General features: G+C 39.3%; 30 protein-coding genes. All 30 read right to left on the bottom strand.

Features of this window, described 5'->3' with window-relative positions:
- Position 1: 1 nt before the first annotated feature.
- The 30 genes from secY to AN964_RS00160 all read right to left on the bottom strand — a co-directional run bounded on the left by secY (position 2) and on the right by AN964_RS00160 (position 23,979).
- Positions 2-1,294 carry a preprotein translocase subunit SecY gene (gene secY, locus AN964_RS00305; RefSeq protein WP_055737819.1) on the bottom strand — a complete coding sequence of 431 codons (1,293 nt, stop codon included), beginning with the start codon at positions 1,292-1,294 and terminating at the stop codon, positions 2-4.
- Positions 1,294-1,734 carry a 50S ribosomal protein L15 gene (gene rplO / locus AN964_RS00300; RefSeq protein WP_055737818.1) on the bottom strand — a complete coding sequence of 147 codons (441 nt, stop codon included), beginning with the start codon at positions 1,732-1,734 and terminating at the stop codon, positions 1,294-1,296. Before rplO ends, secY begins: the two co-directional genes overlap by 1 nt.
- Positions 1,735-1,767: 33 nt before the next feature.
- The gene (gene rpmD, locus AN964_RS00295) at positions 1,768-1,950 is read right to left on the bottom strand and encodes a 50S ribosomal protein L30 (protein ID WP_055737817.1); all 183 of its coding nucleotides are present in this window, start codon (positions 1,948-1,950) and stop codon (positions 1,768-1,770) included.
- Between the two features lie 13 nt (positions 1,951-1,963).
- Complete coding sequence (gene rpsE / locus AN964_RS00290) at positions 1,964-2,464, bottom strand: 30S ribosomal protein S5 (RefSeq protein ID WP_055737816.1); 501 nt, start codon at positions 2,462-2,464, stop codon at positions 1,964-1,966.
- 22 nt (positions 2,465-2,486) lie between these two features.
- Positions 2,487-2,849: a 50S ribosomal protein L18 gene (rplR, locus tag AN964_RS00285; protein WP_055737815.1), complete on the bottom strand. Its 363-nt coding sequence runs from the start codon at positions 2,847-2,849 to the stop codon at positions 2,487-2,489.
- 34 nt (positions 2,850-2,883) lie between these two features.
- Positions 2,884-3,423 (bottom strand): 50S ribosomal protein L6, encoded by a 540-nt coding sequence (gene rplF / locus AN964_RS00280; protein ID WP_055737814.1) that lies wholly within the window; start codon positions 3,421-3,423, stop codon positions 2,884-2,886.
- 28 nt (positions 3,424-3,451) lie between these two features.
- Positions 3,452-3,850 carry a 30S ribosomal protein S8 gene (gene rpsH / locus AN964_RS00275; RefSeq protein WP_055737813.1) on the bottom strand — a complete coding sequence of 133 codons (399 nt, stop codon included), beginning with the start codon at positions 3,848-3,850 and terminating at the stop codon, positions 3,452-3,454.
- 30 nt (positions 3,851-3,880) lie between these two features.
- Positions 3,881-4,066, bottom strand: a complete 186-nt coding sequence (locus AN964_RS00270; protein ID WP_055737812.1) for a type Z 30S ribosomal protein S14 — start codon at positions 4,064-4,066, stop codon at positions 3,881-3,883.
- A 26-nt stretch (positions 4,067-4,092) separates the two neighbouring features.
- A complete protein-coding gene (rplE, locus tag AN964_RS00265; protein WP_055737811.1) occupies positions 4,093-4,632 on the bottom strand; it encodes a 50S ribosomal protein L5 in 540 nt (179 codons plus the stop codon).
- A 26-nt stretch (positions 4,633-4,658) separates the two neighbouring features.
- Positions 4,659-4,970: a 50S ribosomal protein L24 gene (gene rplX, locus AN964_RS00260; protein WP_055737810.1), complete on the bottom strand. Its 312-nt coding sequence runs from the start codon at positions 4,968-4,970 to the stop codon at positions 4,659-4,661.
- 36 nt (positions 4,971-5,006) lie between these two features.
- A complete protein-coding gene (gene rplN / locus AN964_RS00255; protein ID WP_055737809.1) occupies positions 5,007-5,375 on the bottom strand; it encodes a 50S ribosomal protein L14 in 369 nt (122 codons plus the stop codon).
- A 46-nt stretch (positions 5,376-5,421) separates the two neighbouring features.
- Positions 5,422-5,685, bottom strand: coding sequence for a 30S ribosomal protein S17 (gene rpsQ, locus AN964_RS00250; protein WP_041966521.1), 264 nt, complete (start codon positions 5,683-5,685; stop codon positions 5,422-5,424).
- 18 nt (positions 5,686-5,703) lie between these two features.
- On the bottom strand, positions 5,704-5,907 hold the full coding sequence (gene rpmC / locus AN964_RS00245; RefSeq protein WP_003351417.1) for a 50S ribosomal protein L29: 204 nt from the start codon (positions 5,905-5,907) through the stop codon (positions 5,704-5,706).
- On the bottom strand, positions 5,897-6,331 hold the full coding sequence (rplP, locus tag AN964_RS00240; RefSeq protein WP_055737808.1) for a 50S ribosomal protein L16: 435 nt from the start codon (positions 6,329-6,331) through the stop codon (positions 5,897-5,899). Before rplP ends, rpmC begins: the two co-directional genes overlap by 11 nt.
- Positions 6,332-6,333: 2 nt before the next feature.
- Entirely contained in the window at positions 6,334-6,990 is a 657-nt protein-coding gene (gene rpsC, locus AN964_RS00235; RefSeq protein ID WP_055737807.1) for a 30S ribosomal protein S3, read from the bottom strand.
- A 3-nt stretch (positions 6,991-6,993) separates the two neighbouring features.
- Positions 6,994-7,335 (bottom strand): 50S ribosomal protein L22, encoded by a 342-nt coding sequence (rplV, locus tag AN964_RS00230; protein ID WP_055737806.1) that lies wholly within the window; start codon positions 7,333-7,335, stop codon positions 6,994-6,996.
- Positions 7,336-7,353: 18 nt separating this feature from the next.
- Entirely contained in the window at positions 7,354-7,632 is a 279-nt protein-coding gene (gene rpsS, locus AN964_RS00225) for a 30S ribosomal protein S19 (RefSeq protein ID WP_055737805.1), read from the bottom strand.
- A gap of 60 nt (positions 7,633-7,692) precedes the next feature.
- The gene (gene rplB, locus AN964_RS00220; protein WP_055737804.1) at positions 7,693-8,523 is read right to left on the bottom strand and encodes a 50S ribosomal protein L2; all 831 of its coding nucleotides are present in this window, start codon (positions 8,521-8,523) and stop codon (positions 7,693-7,695) included.
- Positions 8,524-8,561: 38 nt separating this feature from the next.
- Positions 8,562-8,846, bottom strand: coding sequence for a 50S ribosomal protein L23 (gene rplW, locus AN964_RS00215; protein WP_055737803.1), 285 nt, complete (start codon positions 8,844-8,846; stop codon positions 8,562-8,564).
- Positions 8,846-9,469, bottom strand: a complete 624-nt coding sequence (gene rplD / locus AN964_RS00210) for a 50S ribosomal protein L4 (RefSeq protein ID WP_055737802.1) — start codon at positions 9,467-9,469, stop codon at positions 8,846-8,848. The genes rplW and rplD overlap by 1 nt, the downstream gene beginning before the upstream one ends.
- 29 nt (positions 9,470-9,498) lie before the next feature.
- Positions 9,499-10,128, bottom strand: coding sequence for a 50S ribosomal protein L3 (gene rplC / locus AN964_RS00205; RefSeq protein ID WP_055737801.1), 630 nt, complete (start codon positions 10,126-10,128; stop codon positions 9,499-9,501).
- Between the two features lie 33 nt (positions 10,129-10,161).
- Positions 10,162-10,470 (bottom strand): 30S ribosomal protein S10, encoded by a 309-nt coding sequence (gene rpsJ / locus AN964_RS00200; protein ID WP_003354783.1) that lies wholly within the window; start codon positions 10,468-10,470, stop codon positions 10,162-10,164.
- Between the two features lie 406 nt (positions 10,471-10,876).
- Positions 10,877-12,064, bottom strand: a complete 1,188-nt coding sequence (tuf, locus tag AN964_RS00195) for an elongation factor Tu (protein WP_055737800.1) — start codon at positions 12,062-12,064, stop codon at positions 10,877-10,879.
- 132 nt (positions 12,065-12,196) lie between these two features.
- On the bottom strand, positions 12,197-14,275 hold the full coding sequence (fusA, locus tag AN964_RS00190; RefSeq protein WP_055737799.1) for an elongation factor G: 2,079 nt from the start codon (positions 14,273-14,275) through the stop codon (positions 12,197-12,199).
- 51 nt (positions 14,276-14,326) lie between these two features.
- A complete protein-coding gene (rpsG, locus tag AN964_RS00185; RefSeq protein WP_055737798.1) occupies positions 14,327-14,797 on the bottom strand; it encodes a 30S ribosomal protein S7 in 471 nt (156 codons plus the stop codon).
- Positions 14,798-14,840: 43 nt separating this feature from the next.
- Positions 14,841-15,260, bottom strand: coding sequence for a 30S ribosomal protein S12 (gene rpsL, locus AN964_RS00180; RefSeq protein WP_055737797.1), 420 nt, complete (start codon positions 15,258-15,260; stop codon positions 14,841-14,843).
- Positions 15,261-15,364: 104 nt separating this feature from the next.
- The gene (locus tag AN964_RS00175; RefSeq protein ID WP_055737796.1) at positions 15,365-15,613 is read right to left on the bottom strand and encodes a 50S ribosomal protein L7ae-like protein; all 249 of its coding nucleotides are present in this window, start codon (positions 15,611-15,613) and stop codon (positions 15,365-15,367) included.
- Positions 15,614-15,811: 198 nt separating this feature from the next.
- Positions 15,812-19,408 carry a DNA-directed RNA polymerase subunit beta' gene (gene rpoC, locus AN964_RS00170; RefSeq protein WP_055737795.1) on the bottom strand — a complete coding sequence of 1,199 codons (3,597 nt, stop codon included), beginning with the start codon at positions 19,406-19,408 and terminating at the stop codon, positions 15,812-15,814.
- A 156-nt stretch (positions 19,409-19,564) separates the two neighbouring features.
- Positions 19,565-23,125 (bottom strand): DNA-directed RNA polymerase subunit beta, encoded by a 3,561-nt coding sequence (gene rpoB, locus AN964_RS00165; RefSeq protein WP_055737794.1) that lies wholly within the window; start codon positions 23,123-23,125, stop codon positions 19,565-19,567.
- A gap of 251 nt (positions 23,126-23,376) precedes the next feature.
- Positions 23,377-23,979 carry a class I SAM-dependent methyltransferase gene (locus AN964_RS00160; RefSeq protein WP_055737793.1) on the bottom strand — a complete coding sequence of 201 codons (603 nt, stop codon included), beginning with the start codon at positions 23,977-23,979 and terminating at the stop codon, positions 23,377-23,379.
- Positions 23,980-24,059 lie beyond the last annotated feature (80 nt).

Here is a 24,059-nt window from a genome sequence, read left to right as displayed (position 1 = left end):
ATTACTTAATAAAACCTTTATAATGACGCTTTACAAGCTGTGATTCTAATTGTTTCATTGTATCAAGTGCCACACCGATCATAACAAGTAAGCTTGTTCCACCGATTTGAACTGCCGGCGGTAACCCTGCAATCGAAGTGAATATTACCGGTAAAATCGATACAACTGCAAGGAATATAGATCCTACAAATGTTAAGCGATACAATACACGTGTAAGATATTCTTGCGTACTTTTGCCAGGTCGAATTCCCGGAATATATCCGCCTTGTTTCTTTAGATTATCAGCCATTTGTTCTGGATTCACTTGAACAAACGCATAGAAATAAGTGAAAGCTATAATTAACGCAACATAGATTATAGCACCCACCGGTTTCGTATAATCGAATACCCACTGAATCGTATCTGTTACATTGTTGGAACCAAAGAAAGATGCGATTGTTCTTGGTGCTACGATAAACGATACCGCAAAGATAACTGGAATAACCCCTGCTGCATTTACTTTTAATGGTAAATGAGTCGTTTGTCCCCCAACAGGATTACGACCTGCAAGACGTTGTGCATATTGAATTGGAATTTTACGTAAAGCTTGTTGTACGAATATTACTCCAACTACAATTGCTATCACAACTAAAATAATAAGTAATAAGATTATAATTTTTAAAAATAACTGTTGACCAGCATTTTTAAATTGTTGCTCAAATACTTGGCTAATCATGTTTGGCACTCTGGCAACAATACCTGCGGCAATTAGAATAGAAATTCCGTTACCAACACCATATGCCGTAATTTGCTCACCTACCCACATTAAAAATGCAGTACCGGCAGTCAAAACAATAGCTATGATCAGATAAGTTCCCCAGTTAGGATTCAAAATTAACTGCCCTTGTGTCAAGGAGTTGAATCCATATGCCATACCGAGGCCTTCTATAAAAGCAAGAATGATTGTGAAGTAACGTGTAAATTGAGCTAATTTACGACGTCCCACTTCACCTTGTTTAGACCATTCCGTAAACTTAGGAATAACGTCCATTTGCAATAACTGAATAATGATGGAAGCGGTGATATACGGCATAATTCCCATCGCAAATAGTGAGAATTTATAAAGCGCTCCACCGCCAAATGTATTTAGGATATTGAAAAATCCATTTTGATCATTCGCTTCCAATGCAGCCGCATTTACAAATGGAACAGGAATGTAAGCTCCAATTCTAAAAACAACTAACATTAAAAGAGTAAAGAAAACTTTACGTCTAATATCACGCACACGCATAAAATTGGAGATTGTTGAGAACATTAAATCACCTCGGTAGTTCCGCCAGCAGCTTCAATTGCTTCTTTAGCAGCAGAGGAGAATTTGTGAGCTTTTACTGTTACTTTTTTCTCAAGCTTACCATTAGCAAGAATTTTCACTCCTGCTTTCTCTTTGCTTACAACACCTGTTTCGATAAGAAGAGCCGGTGTAATTTCAGTACCGTCTTCAAAGCGATTTAATGCATCAAGATTAACGATAGCATAATCTTTACGGTTGATATTAGTGAAACCGCGTTTTGGTAAACGACGGAATAAAGGTGTTTGACCACCTTCAAAACCAAGACGAACTCCGCCACCTGAACGAGCGTTTTGACCTTTATGGCCTTTACCAGCTGTCTTACCATTTCCGGAACCAATTCCACGACCAACACGATTACGCTGTTTGCGTGATCCTTCTGCAGGTTGTAATTCATGAAGTTTCATTTGTCGGCACCTCCTTGTATAAGAAAAATTAGATTACTGTTCTTTTACTGTTACAAGATGAGCAACTTTAGTGACCATACCACGGATAGCGGCATTATCTTCATGCTCAACAGTTTGATTTACTTTACGCAAACCAAGAGCTTTAACTGTGTCACGTTGATCCTGAGGACGACCGATCAAGCTGCGAGTGAGGGTAATTGCTAATTTGTTTGCCATTATAATTCCCTCCTTATCCTAACAGTTCTTCTACTGATTTATTACGTAATTTTGCAACATCTTCTGCACGCTTCAATTGTTTAACACCCTCGATTGTTGCACGAATCATATTAATAGGTGTGTTAGAACCTAAAGATTTAGATGTGATATCAGCTACCCCAGCTAATTCAAGTACCGCACGCACTGGACCGCCGGCGATAACACCAGTACCTGGTGAACCTGGCTTCATAAGAATAGAACCAGCACCAAAACGACCGATCACTTCGTGTGGAATTGTTGTACCTACCATAGGTACTTCAACTAAGTTTTTCTTAGCATCTTCAACCGCTTTACGAATTGCATCAGGTACCTCTTGTGCTTTTCCAGTTCCGAAACCAACATGGCCGTTTCTATCTCCTACAACGACTAGTGCAGAGAAACGGAAGCGACGTCCACCTTTAACAACTTTCGCAACACGGTTAACAGTAACAACGCGTTCTTCTAATTCAAGTTTGTTAGGATCAATGTTACGCATCTATTTGTCCCTCCTTTTTCTATTAAAATTCTAGTCCGTTTTCACGAGCTGCATCAGCAAGAGCTTTAATACGTCCGTGATAGAGATATCCACCACGATCGAATACAACAGATGTATAGCCTTTTTCTACAGCACGTTTAGCGATAAGTTCGCCAACTTTCTGAGCAGCCTCAACATTGCTTGTAGATTCTAAGCTAAGGTCTTTATCAAGTGTTGATGCACTAGCTAATGTAACGCCACTTAAATCATCGATCAATTGTGCATAAATGTTTTTGTTAGAACGATATACGTTTAAACGAGGACGTGTCGCAGTACCACTTAATTTAGCGCGAACACGAGCATGTCTTTTTTTACGTACTTGATTCTTATCTGGCTTAGTGATCATTTGTGGGTCACTCCTTTCTACTGTCTACGCAGCATTATTTACCTGTTTTACCTTCTTTTCTACGTACATATTCGCCTTCGTAACGAATACCTTTACCTTTATAAGGCTCTGGCGGACGAACGTCACGAATATTAGCAGCTAACGCACCAACGCGTTCTTTACTTGTACCTTTTACAATTACTTTTGTATTGGAAGGTACTTCGATCTCAAGACCGCTTTCAGGTTCAAATTCAACAGGATGAGAATAACCAACGTTCAATACAAGTTTGTTACCTTGTTTTTGAGCACGGTATCCAACACCGACTAATTCTAAAGTTTTTTCATATCCTTTTGAAACACCTTCAACCATGTTTGAAAGCAAAGCACGAGTCGTACCATGTAATGCACGATGTGCTTTTGAATCAGAAGGACGAGTAACATTGATTACATTTTCTTCAACGTTAATTCCGATTTCAGGGTTAAATCCGCGAGAAAGCTCGCCTTTAGGACCCTTCACTGTTACATTGTTATTTCCGTCTACTGTAATCGTTACACCAGATGGAATCTCAATAGGTTTTTTACCTACACGGGACATTTACCTGCACCTCCGTTCATTTCAAGTATTACCAAACGTAAGCTAGTACTTCTCCACCAACTTGTTTGTTACGAGCTTCTTTATCTGTTAGTACACCTTGAGAAGTAGATACGATTGCTATTCCAAGGCCGTTAAGAACTTTAGGAACCTCATCAGCTTTTGCATATACACGTAATCCAGGTTTACTGATACGTTTAATGCCAGTGATTACACGCTCATTGTTAGCGCCGTATTTTAAGAAGATACGGATGATTCCTTGCTTGTTATCTTCGATATATTCAACATCACGAACGAAACCTTCACGCTTTAGAATTTCAGCAACATCTCTTTTGATTTTAGAAGCAGGAACTTCTAATTTTTCGTGACGCACCATGTTTGCATTTCGAATACGAGTAAGCAAATCTGCGATTGGATCTGTCATTACCATAAGTTTTTACCTCCTTCCCAAATTCGGGTTTTACCAGCTAGCTTTTTTAACACCAGGAATTTGACCCTTGTATGCGAGTTCACGGAAACAAATACGGCAAAGTTTGAATTTGCGAATTACTGAATGTGGACGGCCACAACGTTCGCAGCGTGTATAAGCTTGCACTTCAAACTTAGGTGTGCGCTTTTGTTTCACGATCATAGATTTTTTAGCCACGTTTTCGCCTCCCTTTTTTTTAGCGATTACTTTTGAAATGGCATTCCGAATAGAGTTAATAACTCACGAGCTTCTTCATCTGTATTAGCAGTTGTTACGATAACAATGTCCATACCGCGAACTTTGCTTACTTTATCGTAATCAATCTCAGGGAAGATAAGCTGTTCTTTAACACCAAGTGTATAGTTTCCACGGCCGTCAAATGACTTCTTAGAAATACCGCGGAAGTCACGTACACGTGGAAGTGAAACTGAAATTAATTTATCAAGAAATTCATACATACGCTCTCCACGAAGAGTTACTTTACATCCAATTGGCATACCTTCACGAAGACGGAATCCAGCGATGGAGTTTTTCGCTCTTGTGATAACTGGTTTTTGACCAGTGATTAATGTTAATTCCTCGACAGCATTGTCAAGTACTTTTGAGTTTTGAACTGCATCACCAACACCCATGTTGATAACGATTTTTTCAATTTTAGGTACTTGCATTACTGATTTATAATTGAATTTGCTTGTTAAAGCAGGAGTTAATTCTTTTTCGTATTTTTCCTTTAGGCGGTTCATGTAGTGTACCTCCCTTCATCTAAGAACTATTTATCTAAAACTTCACCAGATTTTTTCGCTACACGTACTTTTTTGCCATTTACTTCTTGATAACCAACACGAGTTGGCTCGTTTGATTTTGGATCTACTACCATTACGTTTGATACGTGAATAGGTGCTTCTTGGCTAATGATTCCACCTTGTGGGTTAACTTGTGAAGGCTTGGAATGTTTTTTAACAATGTTTACACCTTCGACAATCACACGGTCTTTTTTAGGAAATGCAGCAAGGATTACACCTGTTTTTCCTTTATCTTTACCTGTAATAACCATTACTTTGTCGCCTTTTTTTACATGCATCTTAATCGCACCTCCTTGATTATAAATCTAATTATATTAAAGAACTTCTGGAGCTAAGGATACGATTTTCATGAAATTATTGTTACGTAGTTCACGAGCAACAGGTCCAAAGATACGAGTTCCACGAGGACTCTTATCATCACGGATAATTACACATGCGTTTTCATCAAAACGGATGTATGATCCATCAGGACGGCGCATACCGCTTTTCGTACGAACAACAACAGCTTTAACGACATCACCTTTTTTAACAACGCCTCCTGGTGTTGCTTGTTTTACTGTACAAACAATAACATCACCAATATTTGCTGTTTTGCGGCCTGAACCACCTAGAACTTTAATCGTTAAAACCTCTCTAGCACCAGAGTTGTCAGCAACTTTTAAACGAGTTTCTTGTTGAATCATGATTGTTTACCTCCCTTCGGAATAAACATGAATCCGATACTTTATATTAGATAATAACAGCTTTTTCAACGACTTCTACAAGACGGAAACGTTTTGTCGCAGATAATGGACGTGTTTCCATAATGCGAACAACATCGCCAATTTTCGCTTCATTTTGCTCATCGTGAGCTTTGAATTTTTTAGAGTACTTCACGCGTTTGCCGTAAAGTGAGTGTTTTTTATAAGTTTCTACAAGAACAGTAACTGTTTTGTCCATTTTATCAGAAACAACTCGTCCTGTATAAACTTTTCGTTGGTTACGTTCACTCATTGTGCAAACCTCCTCTCATTATCGATTGTTAACACCGATCTCTCTCTCACGGATCACGGTTTTCATGCGAGCAATCGCTTTGCGTACTTCACGGATGCGAGCAGTATTTTCAAGTTGCCCAGTAGCTAATTGGAACCTTAGGTTAAACAACTCTTCTTTTAACGATTTTACTTTTTGTTCTATTTCTGCAGTGGTAAGGTCACGAATTTCATTAGCTTTCATTTGATTCACCACCAATTTCTTCTCGTTTTACGAATTTACATTTAACCGGTAATTTATGAGCAGCAAGACGAAGTGCTTCACGAGCGATTTCTTCAGATACACCTGCAATTTCAAACATAATTTTACCTGGTTTAACAACTGCTACCCAGCCTTCAGGAGCACCTTTACCGGAACCCATACGAACTTCTAGTGGTTTTGCAGTATATGGTTTGTGAGGGAAGATTTTAATCCAAACTTTACCTCCACGTTTCATATAACGAGTCATCGCGATACGAGCAGCCTCAATTTGGCGGTTAGTGATCCAAGATGCTTCTTGAGCTTGTAAACCATATTCACCAAATGCTACTTCTGTACCACCTTTTGCACGACCACGCATTTTTCCACGATGTTCGCGGCGATATTTAACGCGTTTAGGTAATAACATGATTATTTTCCTCCTTCCTCAGTCTTTTTCTTCGTAGGAAGAACCTCTCCACGATAAATCCATACTTTTACGCCAAGTTTACCGTAAGTTGTATCTGCTTCAGCATGTGCATAATCAATATCTGCACGTAGAGTATGAAGTGGAACAGTTCCTTCGCTATAGCCTTCTGTACGAGCCATATCAGCTCCGCCAAGACGGCCTGAAACTTGTGTTTTAATTCCTTTTGCACCAGCGCGCATTGCACGTTGAATAGCTTGCTTTTGTGCACGACGGAATGATACACGATTTTCTAATTGACGAGCAATATTTTCTGCTACTAATTTAGCATCAATATCAGCTTTTTTAATTTCAACAATATTAATGTGTACGCGTTTGCCAGTTAGTTCATTTAATGCTTTACGAAGTGCTTCCACTTCAGTACCGCCTTTACCAATGACCATACCTGGTTTCGCAGTGCGGATTGTAATGTTAATACGATTTGCAGCACGTTCGATTTCAACACCAGAAACAGATGCATCGCTTAAACGTTTTGCAATGTATTCACGAACTTTAATGTCCTCATGTAGAAGGTCAGCGTAGTCCTTTTCCGCGTACCATTTAGATTCCCAGTCACGAATGACTCCGATACGTAAACCTATTGGATGTACTTTTTGTCCCACGAATTATCCCTCCTTCTTTTCTGATACTACGATAGTAATGTGGCTAGTACGTTTGTTAATTGCGCTTGCACGTCCCATAGCACGTGGACGGAAACGTTTAAGTGTCGGTCCTTCATTTACATATGCTTCAGTAACTACAAGGTTATTAACGTCCAAATCATAATTATGCTCTGCATTAGCAATAGCAGATTTTAATACTTTTTCAATGATCGGTGAAGCTGCTTTTGGAGTATACTTCAAAATAGCAATTGCTTCGCCTGCTTGCTTTCCTCGAATTAGATCAACAACTAGGCGTGCCTTACGAGGAGCAATTCGAACTGTTCTTGCAACAGCTTTAGCTTGCATCGGGATGCCCTCCTCTCATTAGCGTCTTGTTTTCTTATCGTCACCAGCGTGACCTTTATAAGTACGAGTTGGTGCAAATTCACCAAGCTTATGACCTACCATATCTTCAGTAACATAAACCGGTACATGTTTACGACCATCATAAACTGCAATTGTATGTCCGATGAATGCTGGGAAGATTGTAGAACGACGAGACCAAGTTTTGATTACTTGTTTTTTCTCTGATTCATTAAGCTTTTCGACTTTAACCATCAAATGTTCATCAACAAAAGGTCCTTTTTTCAAGCTACGACCCATGCTCGAACCTCCCTTCGTGATTGCGCTACGGCCCTATACCTGAACCGTAGTTCAATCGCGTTATTTTTTGCGACGACGCACAATAAATTTATCTGATTTATTCTTTTTCTTACGTGTTTTGTAACCAAGTGTTGGTTTACCCCATGGAGACATTGGTGATTTACGTCCGATTGGAGCGCGTCCTTCCCCACCACCGTGTGGATGGTCATTAGGGTTCATAACAGATCCACGAACAGTTGGGCGCTTGCCTAACCAACGAGAACGACCTGCTTTACCAATGTTGATTAATTCGTGTTGTTCATTACCAACTTGACCGATAGATGCACGGCAAGTAGCAAGAATCATACGAACTTCACCAGAAGTTAGTCGTACTAGTACATATTTTCCTTCTTTACCAAGAACTTGTGCAGAAGTTCCTGCAGAACGTACTAATTGTCCACCTTTACCAGGCTTTAACTCGATGTTATGAACAACTGTACCTACTGGGATGTTAGCTAACGGAAGTGCATTACCAACTTTGATATCTGCATCTGGTCCAGATACAACTTCCATACCCACTTTTAAGTTTTTAGGAGCTAAGATGTAACGCTTTTCTCCATCAACATAATTAATTAGTGCGATATTTGATGAGCGGTTTGGATCATATTCGATTGTAGCAACGCGTCCTGGTATACCATCTTTATCACGTTTGAAGTCGATAATACGGTATTGACGCTTATGACCGCCACCTTGATGACGAACTGTTAACTTACCTTGGTTGTTACGGCCGCCTTTGCTTTTTAGAGGCGCAAGTAATGATTTCTCTGGTTTATCAGTAGTGATTTCCGCGAAATCAGATACCGTCATGCCGCGACGTCCATTAGAGGTCGGTTTGTATTTTTTGATCGCCATGTTTTTCCCTCCTCTTCTATTCTTTCAAGAACTTATAATTAAACTTCGAATAACTCGATTTCTTTGCTATCAGGAGTTAAGGTAACAATTGCTTTACGGCGCTTGTTAGTATATCCTGCGTGTTTTCCCATACGTTTGAACTTACCTTTATAGTTCATCACATTAACTTTTGCAACTTTCACACCGAAGATTTCTTCTACAGCATCTTTTACTTGTGTTTTGTTAGCACGTACATCTACTTCGAATGTATATTTTTTGTCAGCCATTACATCAGTAGATTGTTCTGTGATGACGGGGCGCTTAATGATATCACGTGAATCCATTAACCAAGCACCTCCTCTACTTTTTCAACTGCAGCTTTCGTGATGATTAATTGATCATGTGAAACTACATCTAAAACATTAATACCATTTGCTTCAACAACAGTAATACCAGGGATATTACGAGCTGAAAGGGCAACATTTACATCAGAACCATCTGTTACTACTAATGCTTTCTTAGAAACAGAAAGGTTTTTAAGAACTGCTGCAAATTCTTTTGTTTTTGGAGCATCAAAAGATAATGATTCTAGTACAAGAATATTAGCTTCTAATACTTTTGAAGATAGTGCAGATTTAATAGCTAAACGGCGAACTTTCTTTGGTAATTTGTAGCTATAGCTACGTGGAACTGGGCCAAATACTGTACCGCCTCCACGCCATTGTGGTGAGCGAATAGATCCTTGACGAGCACGTCCAGTACCTTTTTGACGCCATGGTTTCTTACCACCACCGCTAACTTCTGAACGGTTTTTCACTTTGTGAGTACCTTGACGTAAAGATGCTCTTTGCATAACAATTGCATCAAATAATACGTTTTGGTTTGGTTCAATACCAAATACGGAATCTTTAAGTTCTACTTCTCCAACTTGAGATCCAGCTTGGTTGTATAGAGCTACTTTCGGCATTCCTGTTTCCTCCTTTCCTTCGTGTTAAATTACTTTGCTTTAATCGCTGATTTGACTTTAAGCAATGCTTTTTTAGGACCAGGAACATTACCCTTAACAAGGATAAGGTTGCGTTCTACATCAACTTTAACAATTTGTAAGTTTTGAATCGTAATTTGCTCTCCACCCATGCGTCCAGGTAATGCTTTTTGCTTGAATACACGGTTTGGAGCAACTGGACCCATTGATCCAGGGCGACGATGATAACGAGAACCGTGAGCCATAGGTCCACGAGATTGTCCGTGGCGCTTAATTACACCTTGGAAACCTTTCCCTTTAGAGATTCCAGTTACATCTACGATGTCACCTTCTGCAAAAATATCAACTTTGACTTCTTGACCAATTTCATACCCATCTAAGTTTTCTGCGTTAAATTCGCGAACGAAGCGCTTAGGAGCAGTATTGGCTTTAGTTACATGACCTTTTTCAGGTTTGTTAGCAAGCTTTTCACGTTTGTCTTCAAAACCAAGCTGAATTGCTTCGTAACCATCAGTTTCAACAGTTTTCTTTTGAAGAACAACGTTTGGAGTTGCTTGAATTACTGTTACAGGAATAAGATCACCATTCTCAGCAAATACTTGCGTCATACCGATTTTTCTTCCTAAGATTCCTTTGGTCATGAGTCACACCTCCTGTTTTCCATAAAATATTTATTAAAGTTTGATTTCGATGTCTACACCAGACGGTAAATCTAAACGCATTAATGAATCTACTGTTTGTGGAGTAGGGTTCACAATATCGATTAGACGTTTATGCGTACGCATTTCGAATTGTTCACGAGAATCTTTATACTTGTGCACAGCACGAAGGATTGTGTAAACAGATTTTTCAGTTGGAAGCGGAATCGGACCAGATACAGCTGCACCAGATCTTTTTGCGGTTTCCACGATTTTCTCTGCAGATTGATCAAGGATTCTGTGATCATATGCTTTTAAACGAATACGAATTTTTTGTTTTGCCATTACTTTCCCTCCTTTTTCGCCTATTTTAAATAGACATTCTCCATGGAAATTTCCCCCACACTCGCCATGGCAAAGCGGCCGGGTGTGTCGGCAACCTTCCACTTCATCGCAGTCAAAGACCAACATTGTCTATTATACATAAAACACAAATAATATGCAACACTATGCGGCATATTTGTTAGGTCACTTGCACTTTTTTTATTATACATACTTTGTATAGCAGGTTCAAGCTATTCTGTCTTACGTAGAATTTTCAATTTCTTTTCGAATTTAGTAGGAAATTATCTCTATTAAATAGAAGAAAAGATTATTACGGAAATTTTGGAGATAGATTTTAGTAAACAATGGATGCAGAAATAAAAAAGCAGACGATCGTCACCGTCTGCTTTTTTATTTATTTTAATTATTATTTGTTGATTGTAGTTACAACACCTGAACCAACAGTACGTCCACCTTCACGGATTGAGAAACGAGTTCCTTCTTCAATCGCGATTGGTGAAATCAATTCAACACTCATTTCAGTGTTATCACCAGGCATTACCATTTCAGTACCTTCTGGAAGTTGAACAATACCAGTTACGTCAGTAGTACGGAAATAGAATTGTGGACGATAGTTTGAGAAGAATGGAGTATGACGTCCACCTTCTTCTTTAGATAATACGTAAACTTCTGCTTTGAAGTTAGTGTGTGGTGTAATTGTTCCTGGCTTTGCAAGAACTTGACCACGTTGGATTTCTTCACGAGCAACCCCACGAAGAAGTGCACCAATGTTATCTCCAGCTTCAGCATAATCAAGAAGCTTACGGAACATTTCAACACCAGTTACAGTAGTTGATTTTGGTTCTTCAGAAAGACCGATGATTTCAACAACGTCACCAACTTTAACTTGACCACGCTCAACACGTCCTGTAGCAACAGTACCACGACCAGTAATTGAGAATACGTCCTCAACTGGCATCATGAATGGTTTGTCAGTGTCACGTTCTGGAGTTGGGATGTACTCATCAACTGCATTCATTAATTCAATGATTTTTTCTTCCCAAGCAGGATCTCCCTCAAGTGCTTTAAGAGCAGAACCTTTGATAACTGGTACATCATCACCAGGGAAATCATATTCAGATAGAAGGTCACGAACTTCCATTTCAACTAGTTCAAGAAGTTCTTCGTCGTCTACCATATCACATTTGTTTAAGAATACTACTAGGTATGGTACACCTACGTTACGAGATAATAGAATGTGCTCACGAGTTTGTGGCATTGGACCATCAGCAGCAGAAACTACTAGGATACCACCGTCCATTTGAGCAGCACCAGTAATCATGTTTTTAACATAGTCAGCATGTCCTGGGCAGTCAACGTGTGCATAGTGACGAGTATCAGTTTCATACTCAACGTGTGCAGTGTTGATTGTGATACCACGCTCACGCTCTTCAGGAGCACCGTCAATTTGATCATAAGCACGAGCTTCTGCTTTACCTGACTTAGCAAGTACAGAAGTGATCGCAGCTGTTAAAGTAGTTTTACCATGGTCAACGTGACCAATTGTACCGATATTAGCATGTGTTTTGGAACGGTCGAATTTAGCTTTAGCCATTAGAAAATCCTCCTCAATTTAAATAATTTAAATTTAAAATAAGTATATATGGTGCTTAAAAGATGTGTACATCATCTTTTAAGCAATCATAGCATATAATGTATTTATACTTTATTAAAGGCGATAAATCAATTATTCACCTTTATTTTTTTTGATAATTTCTTCAGAAATAGATTTCGGTACTTCTTCGTAGTGGTCAAAGTGCATAGAGAATACTCCACGACCTTGTGTACTAGAACGAAGTGATGTTGCATATCCGAACATTTCTGAAAGTGGAACCATCGCACGAACTACTTGTGCATTTCCGCGAGCTTCCATACCTTCAACACGTCCGCGGCGTGCTGTGATTTGACCCATGATATCTCCTAAATATTCTTCAGGGATAACAACCTCAACCTTCATTACAGGTTCAAGGATAACAGGGTTACATTTTGAAGCAGCATTCTTAAGTGCTAGTGATGCAGCAATCTTGAACGCCATTTCACTTGAATCGACATCATGGTAAGAACCATCATATAGTTTTGCTTTAACATCTACTAATGGATATCCAGCAAGAACTCCTCGCTCAAGCGCATCTTCAAGTCCTGCTTGAACTGCTGGAATGTATTCACGAGGAACCACACCACCAACAATAGCATTTTCGAACTCAAAGCCTTTTCCTTCTTCGTTTGGAGAGAATTCAATCCAAACATGTCCGTATTGTCCACGTCCACCAGATTGACGAGCAAATTTACCTTCAACCTGTGCAGATGAGCGGAAAGTTTCACGATAAGAAACTTGTGGCGCACCAACATTTGCTTCAACTTTGAATTCACGTTTCATACGGTCCACGATGATATCTAAGTGAAGCTCACCCATACCGGCAATAATGGTTTGTCCAGTTTCTTGATCAGTATGTGCACGGAAAGTTGGATCTTCCTCTTGAAGTTTTTGTAAAGCTGTCGTCATTTTATCTTGGTCAGCTTTTGATTTAGGTTCTACAGATAATTCAATAACTGGTTCAGGGAATTCCATTGATTCTAAGATTACAAGGTTCTTTTCATCACACAGAGTATCACCAGTTGTTGTATCTTTCAAACCTACAGCAGCAGCGATATCACCAGCATGAACTTCTGAAATCTCAGCACGGTGGTTCGCATGCATTTGCAGGATACGTCCTACACGTTCGCGTTTACCTTTAGTAGAGTTTGTTACATATGAACCTGATTGTAACGTACCTGAGTAAACACGGAAGAATGTTAGTTTACCAACATAAGGGTCAGTCATAACCTTAAATGCTAGTGCAGCAAATGGTTCATCATCACTTGAATGCTTTTCGATAACTTCATCAGAATCAGGAGCAGTACCTTTAATTGCTGGTACATCCAATGGAGATGGAAGATAATCGATTACAGCATCAAGCATTAATTGAACACCTTTGTTTTTAAATGCAGATCCGCAGATAACTGGGTAGAATTCTACATTAACGGTACCTTTACGAATAGCAGCTTTTAGCTCTTCAACAGTGATTTCTTCACCGCCAAGGTATTTTTCCATTAAATCTTCATCAAGTTCAGCAACTGCTTCAACTAATTTTTCATGATATTCTTCAGCTTGATCTTTATATTCAGCAGGAATTTCAATCTCTGTGATTTCAGTTCCTAAATCATTACCATACATAATAGCTTTCATTTCAACAAGGTCAATAATACCTTCAAATTGATCTTCAGCACCAATAGGTAATTGAATTGCATGAGCATTTGCTTGTAGACGCTCATGTAATGTTTTTACTGAATAAAGGAAGTCAGCGCCGATTTTATCCATTTTGTTTACGAATACTACACGCGGTACTCCGTAAGTTGTTGCTTGACGCCAAACTGTTTCAGTTTGAGGCTCAACACCTGATTGCGCATCAAGAACAGCTACAGCTCCGTCTAGTACACGAAGAGAACGTTCAACTTCAACAGTGAAATCCACGTGTCCTGGAGTATCAATAATATTTACGCGGTGACCCTTCCATTGTGCAGTTGTTGCAGCGGAAGTGATCGTGATACCACGTTCTTGTTCTTGCTCCATCCAGTCCATTTGAGATGCACCTTCATGAGTTTCACCGATTTTATGAATCTTACCAGTGTAATAAAGGACACGCTCAGTTGTTGTTGTTTTACCAGCATCGATGTGTGCCATGATACCGATATTACGAGTATTTTGTAGAGAGAACTCTCTTGCCATGTGGTTTTCACCTTCCTTTGTATGAATAATTTTTTAAAACTGAAGGTTTTATTACCAACGATAGTGAGCAAACGCTTTGTTCGCTTCAGCCATCTTATGAGTATCTTCGCGTTTCTTAACAGATGCACCAGTGTTGTTAGCTGCATCTAGAATTTCGTTAGCAAGACGCTCTTCCATCGTTTTTTCACCGCGAAGACGAGCATAGTTTACTAACCAACGAAGACCTAAAGTAGTACGACGTTCAGGTCTTACCTCTACTGGTACTTGGTAGTTAGCACCACCCACACGGCGAGCTCGTACTTCAAGTACTGGCATAATGTTCTTAAGTGCTTGATCGAACACTTCGATAGGCTCTTTACCTGTACGTTCACGAATTAAATCAAATGAATTATATAGAATAGTTTGAGATTTACCTCTCTTACCATCTACCATCATCTTGTTGATTAAACGTGTTACTAGTTTTGAATTATAAATAGGATCTGGTAAAACATCTCTTTTTGCTACTGGGCCTTTACGTGGCATTATGTTTTCCTCCTTTCAGAAAGGGTTTTATCGTTTTATAAGATTATTTTTTCTCTTTTGGTTTTTTTGTACCGTATTTTGAACGGCCTTGCATACGCTTATCAACACCTGCAGTGTCTAATGCACCACGTACAATGTGATAGCGAACCCCTGGTAAGTCCTTAACACGTCCACCGCGGATTAATACAACGCTGTGTTCTTGTAGGTTATGGCCAATACCTGGGATATAAGCAGTTACCTCGATACCGTTTGTTAAACGAACACGAGCATATTTACGTAATGCAGAGTTCGGTTTTTTCGGTGTCATTGTACCAACACGAGTACATACCCCACGTTTTTGAGGTGAAGATAAGTCTGTGTTTACTTTCTTAAAGCTGTTATAGCCTTTGTTTAGTGCTGGTGATTTTGATTTTTCAATTTTAGATTTACGAGGTTTGCGCACTAATTGGTTAATAGTAGGCATTTTATGTTTCCTCCCTTCACATTTTATAAGCCCACACATCCAGGTGGTTCATTTTAAAGCAAAAACAAAGTTCTTGCAGTTTCGTCTATCTGCAAAAACAGTTTTTAATAACTAATGGCAACAGCTGCTGCACCCACATCAATACCACAAGATTTACCAAGTTTCTTCATCGATTCCACTTGTGTAACAGGTATTTTCATTTCGTCCGCAACTTGAATAACTTTTTTCGTAATAATTGGATCAGCATCCTCCGCTACGATTAGTTCATTCACTTTACCGGATTTCAGTGCCTTCACTGTTTGCTTTGTTCCTATAACGATATTTTTCGCCTGCAATACTTTTTCATAAGACATATTTATATCCTCCAAAGCATCAGGTATTCATAGGAGCACCTTGAATATATTATCATTTTCGTTTTTTATTGTCAACAGAAAATGAATTCTTTCTTAATCAAAAGTACTTTTCTTTACCATTGTGTATTTTAAAGCAATAATAATTGCTTCAAAAAACTTCTTAAATATATTTGCCGGCCAAATGGCCGGCAACAGATTTTATTGTTCTACAAGTACACTTTCATCATCTTCCATTAATTGCGCAGTTGCTTTACGGTAGCGTTGCATACCTGTTCCAGCAGGAACCAGTTTACCGATAATAACATTTTCCTTCAAGCCAAGAAGCTCATCACGTTTACCTTTAATAGCAGCGTCGGTAAGTACACGTGTTGTTTCTTGGAATGATGCCGCAGATAAGAAGGAATCCGTTTCAAGTGATGCTTTCGTAATACCCAATAATACAGGTCGACCAGTTGCAGGCATTCTTCCTTCCAATAATGCTTGCTCATTGGCATCCGTAAATTGATGAATATCGAGTAATGAGCCTGGTAATACATCTGTTTCACCTGCATCCACTACACGAACTTTACGAAGCATTTGTCTCACCATTACTTCAATATGTTTATCGCCAATTTCTACACCTTGCATTCGGTATACTTTTTGTACTTCACGAAGCAAGTATTCTTGGACAGAATTAACATCACGAACTTTTAATAATTCTTTAGGGTCAATAGATCCCTCTGTTAACTCTTGACCTCTTTCCACTCTTGAGTTTACAGAAACTTTTAGACGTGAAGTATAAGGTGCATTATAGGTTCTGGTTTCAACATCACCTTGAATAGTAATTTCATGTTGACGGTCTCTTCCTTCGCTAATTGAGACAACCACACCATCGATTTCAGAAATAACCGACTGTCCTTTTGGATTACGCGCTTCGAAAAGCTCTTGAATACGAGGTAAACCTTGTGTAATATCGTCTCCTGCAACCCCTCCGGTATGGAAAGTACGCATGGTTAACTGTGTACCTGGTTCACCGATAGATTGAGCAGCAATGATACCAACTGCTTCACCAACTTCAACCTCTTGACCAGTAGCAAGATTTCGCCCATAACATTTCTTACATACACCATGACGAGTATTACAAGTAAATGCGGAACGAATCCAAACTTGTTCCACTCCGGCGTTTGTAACTTCTTTCGCTAAATCTTCTGTAATAAGTCCATTTTCAGGAACCATTACTTCGCCAGTCTCAGGATGTTTAATTGCTTTTCTTGCATAACGTCCAATAAGACGTTCTTCCAGACTTTCAATAATTTCCGTACCTTCTTTAAGTGCGCCAACAAGTAATCCTCTGTCAGTACCGCAATCATCTTCACGAACAATTACGTCTTGTGCAACGTCTACAAGTCGACGAGTCAAGTAACCTGAGTCAGCTGTTTTTAAGGCTGTATCCGCAAGACCTTTACGTGCACCGTGGGTAGAAATAAAGTATTCCAATACGGTTAAACCTTCGCGGAAACTCGATTTAATCGGTAACTCAATAATACGTCCAGCAGGGTTGGCCATTAATCCACGCATACCTGCAAGCTGAGTGAAGTTAGATGCGTTACCACGGGCACCTGAATCACTCATCATGAAGATAGGGTTTCGAGGATCTAATGATGCCATTAGTTTTCCTTGGATTGTATCCTTAGCACCAGACCAAATAGAAATTACACGGTCATAACGTTCATCTTCCGTAATTAATCCACGTCTGAACTGTTTCATAACGTTATCTACTTTTGCTTGTGCTTCTGCAAGAATATGTTCTTTTTCACGTAATACGACGATATCCGCAACACCAACCGTAATCCCGGCTTTAGTGGAATATTTAAATCCTAAGTCTTTCATACGGTCCAGCATCTTAGAGGTTTCTGTGATTTGGAATCGTTTAAAGACTTCTGCAATAATATTTCCTAAGAATTTCTTAATAAACGGTTTAATAGGTGGTTGATTTTTAATGAATTCTTTTACATCCACATTTGTATCAACAAAATATTTTTCTGGAGTTTTTTCCTCTAGATTCGTTTTTGTCGGCTCATTCATATATGGGAATGATTCAGGTAAAATTTCGTTAAAAATCAGTTTTCCTACCGTTGTAACAAGCAATTTTGTACGTTGCTCATCTGTGAATGTTTCATTTTTAATCGATCCAGCACGAACAGCAATCCTTGTATGCAAATGCACATAACCATTTTGGTAAGCAAGAAGTGCTTCATTGATATCATTGAAGACTGTACCCTCTCCAATTGCACCCTCACGTTCTAATGTTAAGTAATAGTTACCTAATACCATATCCTGCGAAGGAGTAACAACCGGTTTACCGTCTTTTGGATTTAAGATATTTTGTGCAGCAAGCATTAATAGACGTGCTTCCGCTTGTGCTTCAGCAGATAATGGAACGTGAACAGCCATTTGGTCGCCGTCAAAGTCAGCATTATAAGCTGTACATACAAGCGGGTGAAGACGGATAGCTCTACCCTCAACTAAAGTAGGTTCAAATGCTTGAATACCTAATCTATGCAAAGTAGGGGCACGGTTTAGAAGTACTGGATGTTCCTTAATAACTTCTTCTAACACATCCCAAACCTCAGGTGAAAGGCGTTCAATCTTCCTTTTTGCGCTTTTAATATTATGAGCAAGTCCTTTTTCCACTAGTTCTTTCATAACGAACGGCTTAAATAGCTCAATGGCCATTTCTTTAGGAAGACCGCATTGATACATTTTTAAATACGGACCAACGACGATAACCGAACGTCCTGAATAGTCTACACGTTTACCCAGTAGATTTTGACGGAATCGACCTTGCTTCCCTTTCAACATATGTGAAAGTGATTTTAACGGGCGATTACCTGGACCTGTAACAGGACGACCACGACGGCCGTTATCAATAAGCGCATCCACCGCTTCTTGAAGCATGCGTTTTTCATTTTGCACAATAATACTTGGAGCTCCAAGATCCAATAAGCGTTTTAAACGATTATTGCGGTTGATAACACGACGATATAAATCATTTAAATCAGATGTTGCAAACCGACCACCTTCTAATTGAACCATAGGGCGCAATTCTGGAGGAATAACCGGTAGCACATCTAAAATCATCCAGTCAGGTGAATTTCCGGAATGACGGAAAGCTTCTAAAACTTCCAAGCGTTTAATCGCACGAGTACGGCGTTGTCCTTGGGCTGTTTTTAGTTCTTCTTTAAGTAAATCTACTTCCTTATTCACATCAATATCTTGAAGAAGCTTTTTAATTGCTTCTGCACCCATTGATGCTTGGAATTTATTACCGTATTTTTCACGATATGCACGGTATTCTTTTTCCGAAAGAAGCTGTTTCTTTTCTAGTGCAGTATCTCCAGTTTCCGTTACTACATAAGAGGCAAAATAAATAACTTCCTCTAATGCCCGAGGCGACATATCCAATACAAGTCCCATTCGACTTGGGATACCTTTAAAATACCAAATATGTGAAACAGGGGCTGCAAGTTCGATATGGCCCATCCGTTCACGACGAACCTTCGCTCTTGTTACTTCAACACCGCAACGATCACATACTACACCTTTGTATCTAACACGTTTATATTTACCGCAATGACATTCCCAGTCCTTTTGAGGGCCAAAAATCCGCTCACAAAATAAACCGTCTTTTTCCGGTTTTAGTGTACGGTAGTTAATAGTTTCTGGTTTTTTTACTTCGCCATAAGACCAAGAACGAATTTTGTCTGGTGAAGCAAGACCAATTTTCATATACTCAAAATTGTTTACATCTATCAAGGGGTCTACCTCCCTTTTAGTCTATAGGTTCTACCCTTAAATAAAGGCCAGAAATCAGAAATCCCACATCCATAAGATGCTGATTTCTGGTTTCCAGCTATTTGACCATATCTAGCGCAAGCAGCCGATGAGCAAGGCACTTTCGCTTTTCAATTATTATTCCTTTGATGCGACGATTTCAATTTCTTCTTCTTTTGATTCAGGAGCGATGTTTAAAGTATCTGCTTGGTTAGCATCATCTTCATCTTCCAAATCACGCATTTCAATTTCTTCGTCATCACTTGATAGAATTTTTACATCCAAGCCTAAACTTTGCAGTTCTTTAATGAGTACTTTAAATGATTCTGGTACGCCTGGCTCCGGTACGTTTTCACCCTTAACAATAGCTTCGTAGGTTTTAACACGTCCGACCACATCATCCGATTTAACGGTTAGGATCTCTTGAAGTGTATATGCAGCACCATAAGCCTCAAGTGCCCATACCTCCATCTCACCGAAACGCTGACCACCGAATTGTGCTTTACCGCCAAGTGGCTGTTGTGTTACTAACGAGTATGGTCCGGTTGAACGAGCATGAAGTTTATCGTCAACCATGTGAGCCAATTTGATCATGTACATGATTCCAACAGAAACACGATTATCAAATGGTTCCCCAGTACGGCCATCGTAAAGAATCGTTTTCGCATCACTAGCCATGCCTGCTTCTTCAATAGTAGCCCATACATCTTCTTCACGTGCCCCGTCAAAAACAGGCGTTGCAACGTGAATTCCAAGCGTTCTTGCAGCCATACCAAGATGCAGTTCAAGAACTTGCCCGATATTCATACGGGAAGGCACCCCAAGTGGGTTTAACATGATATCAACAGGTGTTCCATCTGGTAAGAACGGCATATCTTCTTCAGGTAGAATCCTGGAGATAACCCCTTTATTACCATGGCGACCTGCCATTTTGTCCCCTTGGTGAATTTTACGCTTTTGAACAATATACACACGAACTAATTGATTTACACCTGGAGGTAATTCATCCCCATCTTCACGATTAAAGACTTTTACATCTAGGACTATTCCTCCGCCGCCATGTGGTACACGAAGCGAAGTATCTCGAACTTCACGAGCTTTTTCACCAAAGATGGCATGTAATAGACGTTCCTCCGCAGTTAGCTCCGTTACACCTTTAGGGGTAACTTTACCAACAAGAAGATCTCCATCTTTTACTTCCGCCCCAACTCGAATAATTCCACGCTCATCTAAATTACGAAGGGCATCTTCCCCAACGTTTGGAATATCACGTGTCATTTCTTCAGGTCCAAGTTTCGTATCACGAGCCTCTGATTCATATTCTTCAATATGAATAGAAGTATAGACATCATCTTTGACAAGTCTTTCACTCATGATAATCGCATCTTCGTAGTTATAACCATCCCATGTCATGAAGGCAACAAGAACATTACGGCCTAACGCTAACTCTGCCTTTTCCATAGAAGGTCCATCAGCAAGTACTTCGCCTTTTGTAACACGGTCACCAATACTTACAATTGGACGCTGATTATAACAAGTACCTTGGTTAGAACGAATAAATTTTTGTAACTTATATTTATCAAGGTCACCTTTTACTTCTTGACCATCAATTTCTTTTACACGTCGAACCCAAATAGAACGTGCTTCAACATGCTCAACAATCCCATCATGCTTACAAATAACTGCAGCACCTGAGTCTTTAGCTGAAACATATTCCATACCTGTTCCGACAATTGGCGCTTCCGGCTGCATAAGAGGAACCGCTTGACGCTGCATGTTCGCTCCCATTAGAGCTCGGTTAGAGTCATCGTTTTCTAAGAATGGAATACATGCTGTCGCAGCAGAAACTACTTGTTTCGGTGAAACGTCCATATAATCAATACGATCACGTTTAACAGCAGTGTTTTCCCCTCTAAAACGAGCGATAACTTCTTCATCAATAAAGGATCCATCTTCAGATAATCTTGCATTTGCTTGTGCAACAACATAATTATCTTCTTCATCTGCTGTTAAATAATCAATATGATCCGTTAATTTTCCTGTTTCAGGATCAACACGACGATAAGGAGTTTCGATAAATCCAAATCGGTTAACTTTCGCAAATGTAGATAACGAGTTAATTAACCCGATGTTTGGACCCTCTGGTGTTTCAATCGGACACATACGACCATAATGCGAATAGTGAACATCACGAACTTCCATTCCGGCACGTTCACGAGTCAAACCACCAGGTCCTAATGCGGAAAGTCTTCGTTTATGCGTTAATTCCGCAAGCGGATTCGTTTGATCCATAAATTGAGACAACTGGGAGCTTCCGAAAAACTCTTTAATTGCTGCAATAACTGGACGAATATTAATCAGTTGCTGCGGAGTGATGGTATTGATATCTTGAATGGACATTCTTTCACGAACAACACGCTCCATTCGAGATAAACCAATACGGAATTGATTTTGTAATAATTCTCCAACTGAACGTAATCGTCGATTACCTAAATGATCAATATCATCCGTATCTCCAACCCCATGAAGCAGGTTAAAGAAATAGCTGATGGATGCAATGATATCTGCCGGAGTAATATTCTTCACTGCTTCTTCCACATAAGCATTACCTATTACGTTAATTACCTTTTCTCCATCATCTATCGGAGCATAAATTTTAATGGATTGAAGAACGACATCTTCTTCTACTACCCCGCCGACTTGAGAGTACACTTTAAAACCGGCGCCATTTTCTAAATTAGGTAAAATTTTATCTAACGTTCTACGGTCTAATACAGTTCCTTCTTCTGCAATAATCTCTCCTGTTTCAGGATCAGCTAAAGTTTGAGCTAACTTTTGACCAAAGAGACGATTTTTCAAATGCAGTTTCTTATTAATTTTATAGCGACCCACATTTGCTAAATCATAGCGTTTAGGATCAAAAAAGCGCGAAACAAGGAGACTTTTTGCATTTTCTACGGTTGGCGGTTCACCAGGACGTAGGCGCTCATAAATTTCCAAAAGTGCTTTTTCCGTACTTTCGGTATTGTCTTTCTCCAATGTATTTCGTAGGTACTCATTATCACCTAATAAATCAATAATTTCTTGATCGGAACCAAATCCTAATGAACGTAACAGAACTGTTACAGGGAGCTTTCTTGTACGATCGATACGAACATAGACAACATCCTTCGCATCTGTTTCATACTCAAGCCATGCCCCACGGTTTGGAATTACAGTTGCTGTAAAACCTTGTTTACCGTTTTTGTCCATTTTTCCACTGAAATATACACTTGGTGAACGTACAAGCTGTGATACAATGACTCGCTCTGCACCATTTATAATAAATGTTCCAGTTTCTGTCATCAGCGGGAAATCACCCATAAACACATCTTGATCTTTCACTTCACCAGTTTCCTTATTTACAAGGCGTACTTTGACACGAAGAGAAGCGGAATAGGTTACATCACGCTCTTTTGATTCATCGACAGAGTACTTTGGTTCACCAAGACTATAATCAATAAATTCTAAGGAGAGATTCCCGGCGAAATCCTCAATTGGTGAAATGTCTTGAAACATTTCTCTCAAACCTTCATCTAAAAACCATTGATAAGATGCAGTTTGAATTTCGATAAGATTTGGTAATTCTAGAACTTCACTAATTCGCGCGTAACTTCTACGCTCCCGGTGACGTCCATACTGAACTAGTTGACCTGTCAACTGATTCACCCCTCAAATCATGCGTTTTGGTTGGCATCTATTAAAGTCTTATCATAGGTCAACCACCCCATCATAAGACAAAAAGAAAAAGGGTTTTTCCATTAAAAACCGCAATTTTCACATGACGAACTATTATTTTATAAGTATTTTCCATAACTACCATAAAATATACTTGACATTTTGAAATTAAAGTAGTTTACAAAAAATATGATATTGGCATTTTATAATATTACCATAGCCCCACAAACGAGTCAACCTTTTTTTGCTTTTAAAATATAATATCCTTTATCTTTACAAACAACTTCTACTTCATCAAATATTTCGCTCATTTTTTCCTTTGCAGATGGAGCACCTTGCTTTTTCTGTATTACTACCCATAACTCTCCCTTAGATAGTAAATATTCATAGCTTTTGGTCAGAATTTCATGAACTATTTTCTTTCCCGCACGAATAGGAGGGTTCGTAACAATGGCTGAGAAGTTTTGTTCCGATACATTTTCAAAACGGTCGCTTTCATAAATTTCTACATTCGGGATTTGATTAGAGGACGCATTTTCCCTCGCAAGTTCTATTGCCCTTTGATTCACATCCACCATATGAACTAAGCAATCGGGTTCTGATTTAGCGATAGATAAACCGATAGGTCCATATCCGCATCCGACATCAAGAATTGGTCCTTGTATTTCAGGCATTGCGAAGTTTTCAATTAGCAGTCTCGATCCAAAGTCTACTTCGCTTTTTGAAAATACACCTTGATCCGTTTTGAATCGAAATAAATTTCCTCGAAGAGTAAAATTCCAATATACAGGCTTGCTTTCCACCTCTGGGTTTCGGGAATAATAATGTTCGCTCATTGTATCACCTCCATCTCTCTGTCTAGCTACAATGCCTATCGGCTAGCGGAAGTACAAGGCGCCTTTCGCTTTTCTTAAGA

Origin of the sequence: Heyndrickxia shackletonii (genome assembly GCF_001420715.1) — a bacterium.
GTDB lineage: Bacteria > Bacillota > Bacilli > Bacillales > Bacillaceae_C > Margalitia > Margalitia shackletonii.
Note: the sequence above shows the minus strand (reverse complement) of the source record. Positions and strands in the feature narration are given on the sequence as shown.

What these genes read in the sequence shown, in the direction of transcription:
- rpsH (WP_055737813.1), bottom strand. Translation starts at nt 3,850, where the DNA reads ATGGTAATGACAGATCCAATCGCAGATTTGCTTACTCGTATTCGAAAT.
- rplP (WP_055737808.1), bottom strand. Translation starts at nt 6,331, where the DNA reads ATGTTATTACCTAAACGCGTTAAATATCGCCGCGAACATCGTGGAAAA.
- rpmC (WP_003351417.1), bottom strand. Translation starts at nt 5,907, where the DNA reads ATGAAAGCTAATGAAATTCGTGACCTTACCACTGCAGAAATAGAACAA.
- AN964_RS00160 (WP_055737793.1), bottom strand. Translation starts at nt 23,979, where the DNA reads ATGAGCGAACATTATTATTCCCGAAACCCAGAGGTGGAAAGCAAGCCT.
- rpmD (WP_055737817.1), bottom strand. Translation starts at nt 1,950, where the DNA reads ATGGCAAACAAATTAGCAATTACCCTCACTCGCAGCTTGATCGGTCGT.
- rplC (WP_055737801.1), bottom strand. Translation starts at nt 10,128, where the DNA reads ATGACCAAAGGAATCTTAGGAAGAAAAATCGGTATGACGCAAGTATTT.
- tuf (WP_055737800.1), bottom strand. Translation starts at nt 12,064, where the DNA reads ATGGCTAAAGCTAAATTCGACCGTTCCAAAACACATGCTAATATCGGT.
- rplX (WP_055737810.1), bottom strand. Translation starts at nt 4,970, where the DNA reads ATGCATGTAAAAAAAGGCGACAAAGTAATGGTTATTACAGGTAAAGAT.
- rpsS (WP_055737805.1), bottom strand. Translation starts at nt 7,632, where the DNA reads ATGGGTCGTAGCTTGAAAAAAGGACCTTTTGTTGATGAACATTTGATG.
- rpsJ (WP_003354783.1), bottom strand. Translation starts at nt 10,470, where the DNA reads ATGGCAAAACAAAAAATTCGTATTCGTTTAAAAGCATATGATCACAGA.
- rpsG (WP_055737798.1), bottom strand. Translation starts at nt 14,797, where the DNA reads ATGCCACGTAAAGGCCCAGTAGCAAAAAGAGATGTTTTACCAGATCCT.
- AN964_RS00175 (WP_055737796.1), bottom strand. Translation starts at nt 15,613, where the DNA reads ATGTCTTATGAAAAAGTATTGCAGGCGAAAAATATCGTTATAGGAACA.
- fusA (WP_055737799.1), bottom strand. Translation starts at nt 14,275, where the DNA reads ATGGCAAGAGAGTTCTCTCTACAAAATACTCGTAATATCGGTATCATG.
- rpsQ (WP_041966521.1), bottom strand. Translation starts at nt 5,685, where the DNA reads ATGAGTGAACGTAACCAACGAAAAGTTTATACAGGACGAGTTGTTTCT.
- rplE (WP_055737811.1), bottom strand. Translation starts at nt 4,632, where the DNA reads ATGAACCGCCTAAAGGAAAAATACGAAAAAGAATTAACTCCTGCTTTA.
- rpsL (WP_055737797.1), bottom strand. Translation starts at nt 15,260, where the DNA reads ATGCCTACTATTAACCAATTAGTGCGCAAACCTCGTAAATCTAAAATT.
- rplN (WP_055737809.1), bottom strand. Translation starts at nt 5,375, where the DNA reads ATGATTCAACAAGAAACTCGTTTAAAAGTTGCTGACAACTCTGGTGCT.
- rplO (WP_055737818.1), bottom strand. Translation starts at nt 1,734, where the DNA reads ATGAAACTTCATGAATTACAACCTGCAGAAGGATCACGCAAACAGCGT.
- secY (WP_055737819.1), bottom strand. Translation starts at nt 1,294, where the DNA reads ATGTTCTCAACAATCTCCAATTTTATGCGTGTGCGTGATATTAGACGT.
- rplV (WP_055737806.1), bottom strand. Translation starts at nt 7,335, where the DNA reads ATGCAAGCTAAAGCTGTTGCAAGAACAGTTCGAATTGCTCCTCGTAAG.
- rplF (WP_055737814.1), bottom strand. Translation starts at nt 3,423, where the DNA reads ATGTCCCGTGTAGGTAAAAAACCTATTGAGATTCCATCTGGTGTAACG.
- rplW (WP_055737803.1), bottom strand. Translation starts at nt 8,846, where the DNA reads ATGGATTCACGTGATATCATTAAGCGCCCCGTCATCACAGAACAATCT.
- rplR (WP_055737815.1), bottom strand. Translation starts at nt 2,849, where the DNA reads ATGATCACTAAGCCAGATAAGAATCAAGTACGTAAAAAAAGACATGCT.
- rplB (WP_055737804.1), bottom strand. Translation starts at nt 8,523, where the DNA reads ATGGCGATCAAAAAATACAAACCGACCTCTAATGGACGTCGCGGCATG.
- rpsE (WP_055737816.1), bottom strand. Translation starts at nt 2,464, where the DNA reads ATGCGTAACATTGATCCTAACAAACTTGAATTAGAAGAACGCGTTGTT.
- rplD (WP_055737802.1), bottom strand. Translation starts at nt 9,469, where the DNA reads ATGCCGAAAGTAGCTCTATACAACCAAGCTGGATCTCAAGTTGGAGAA.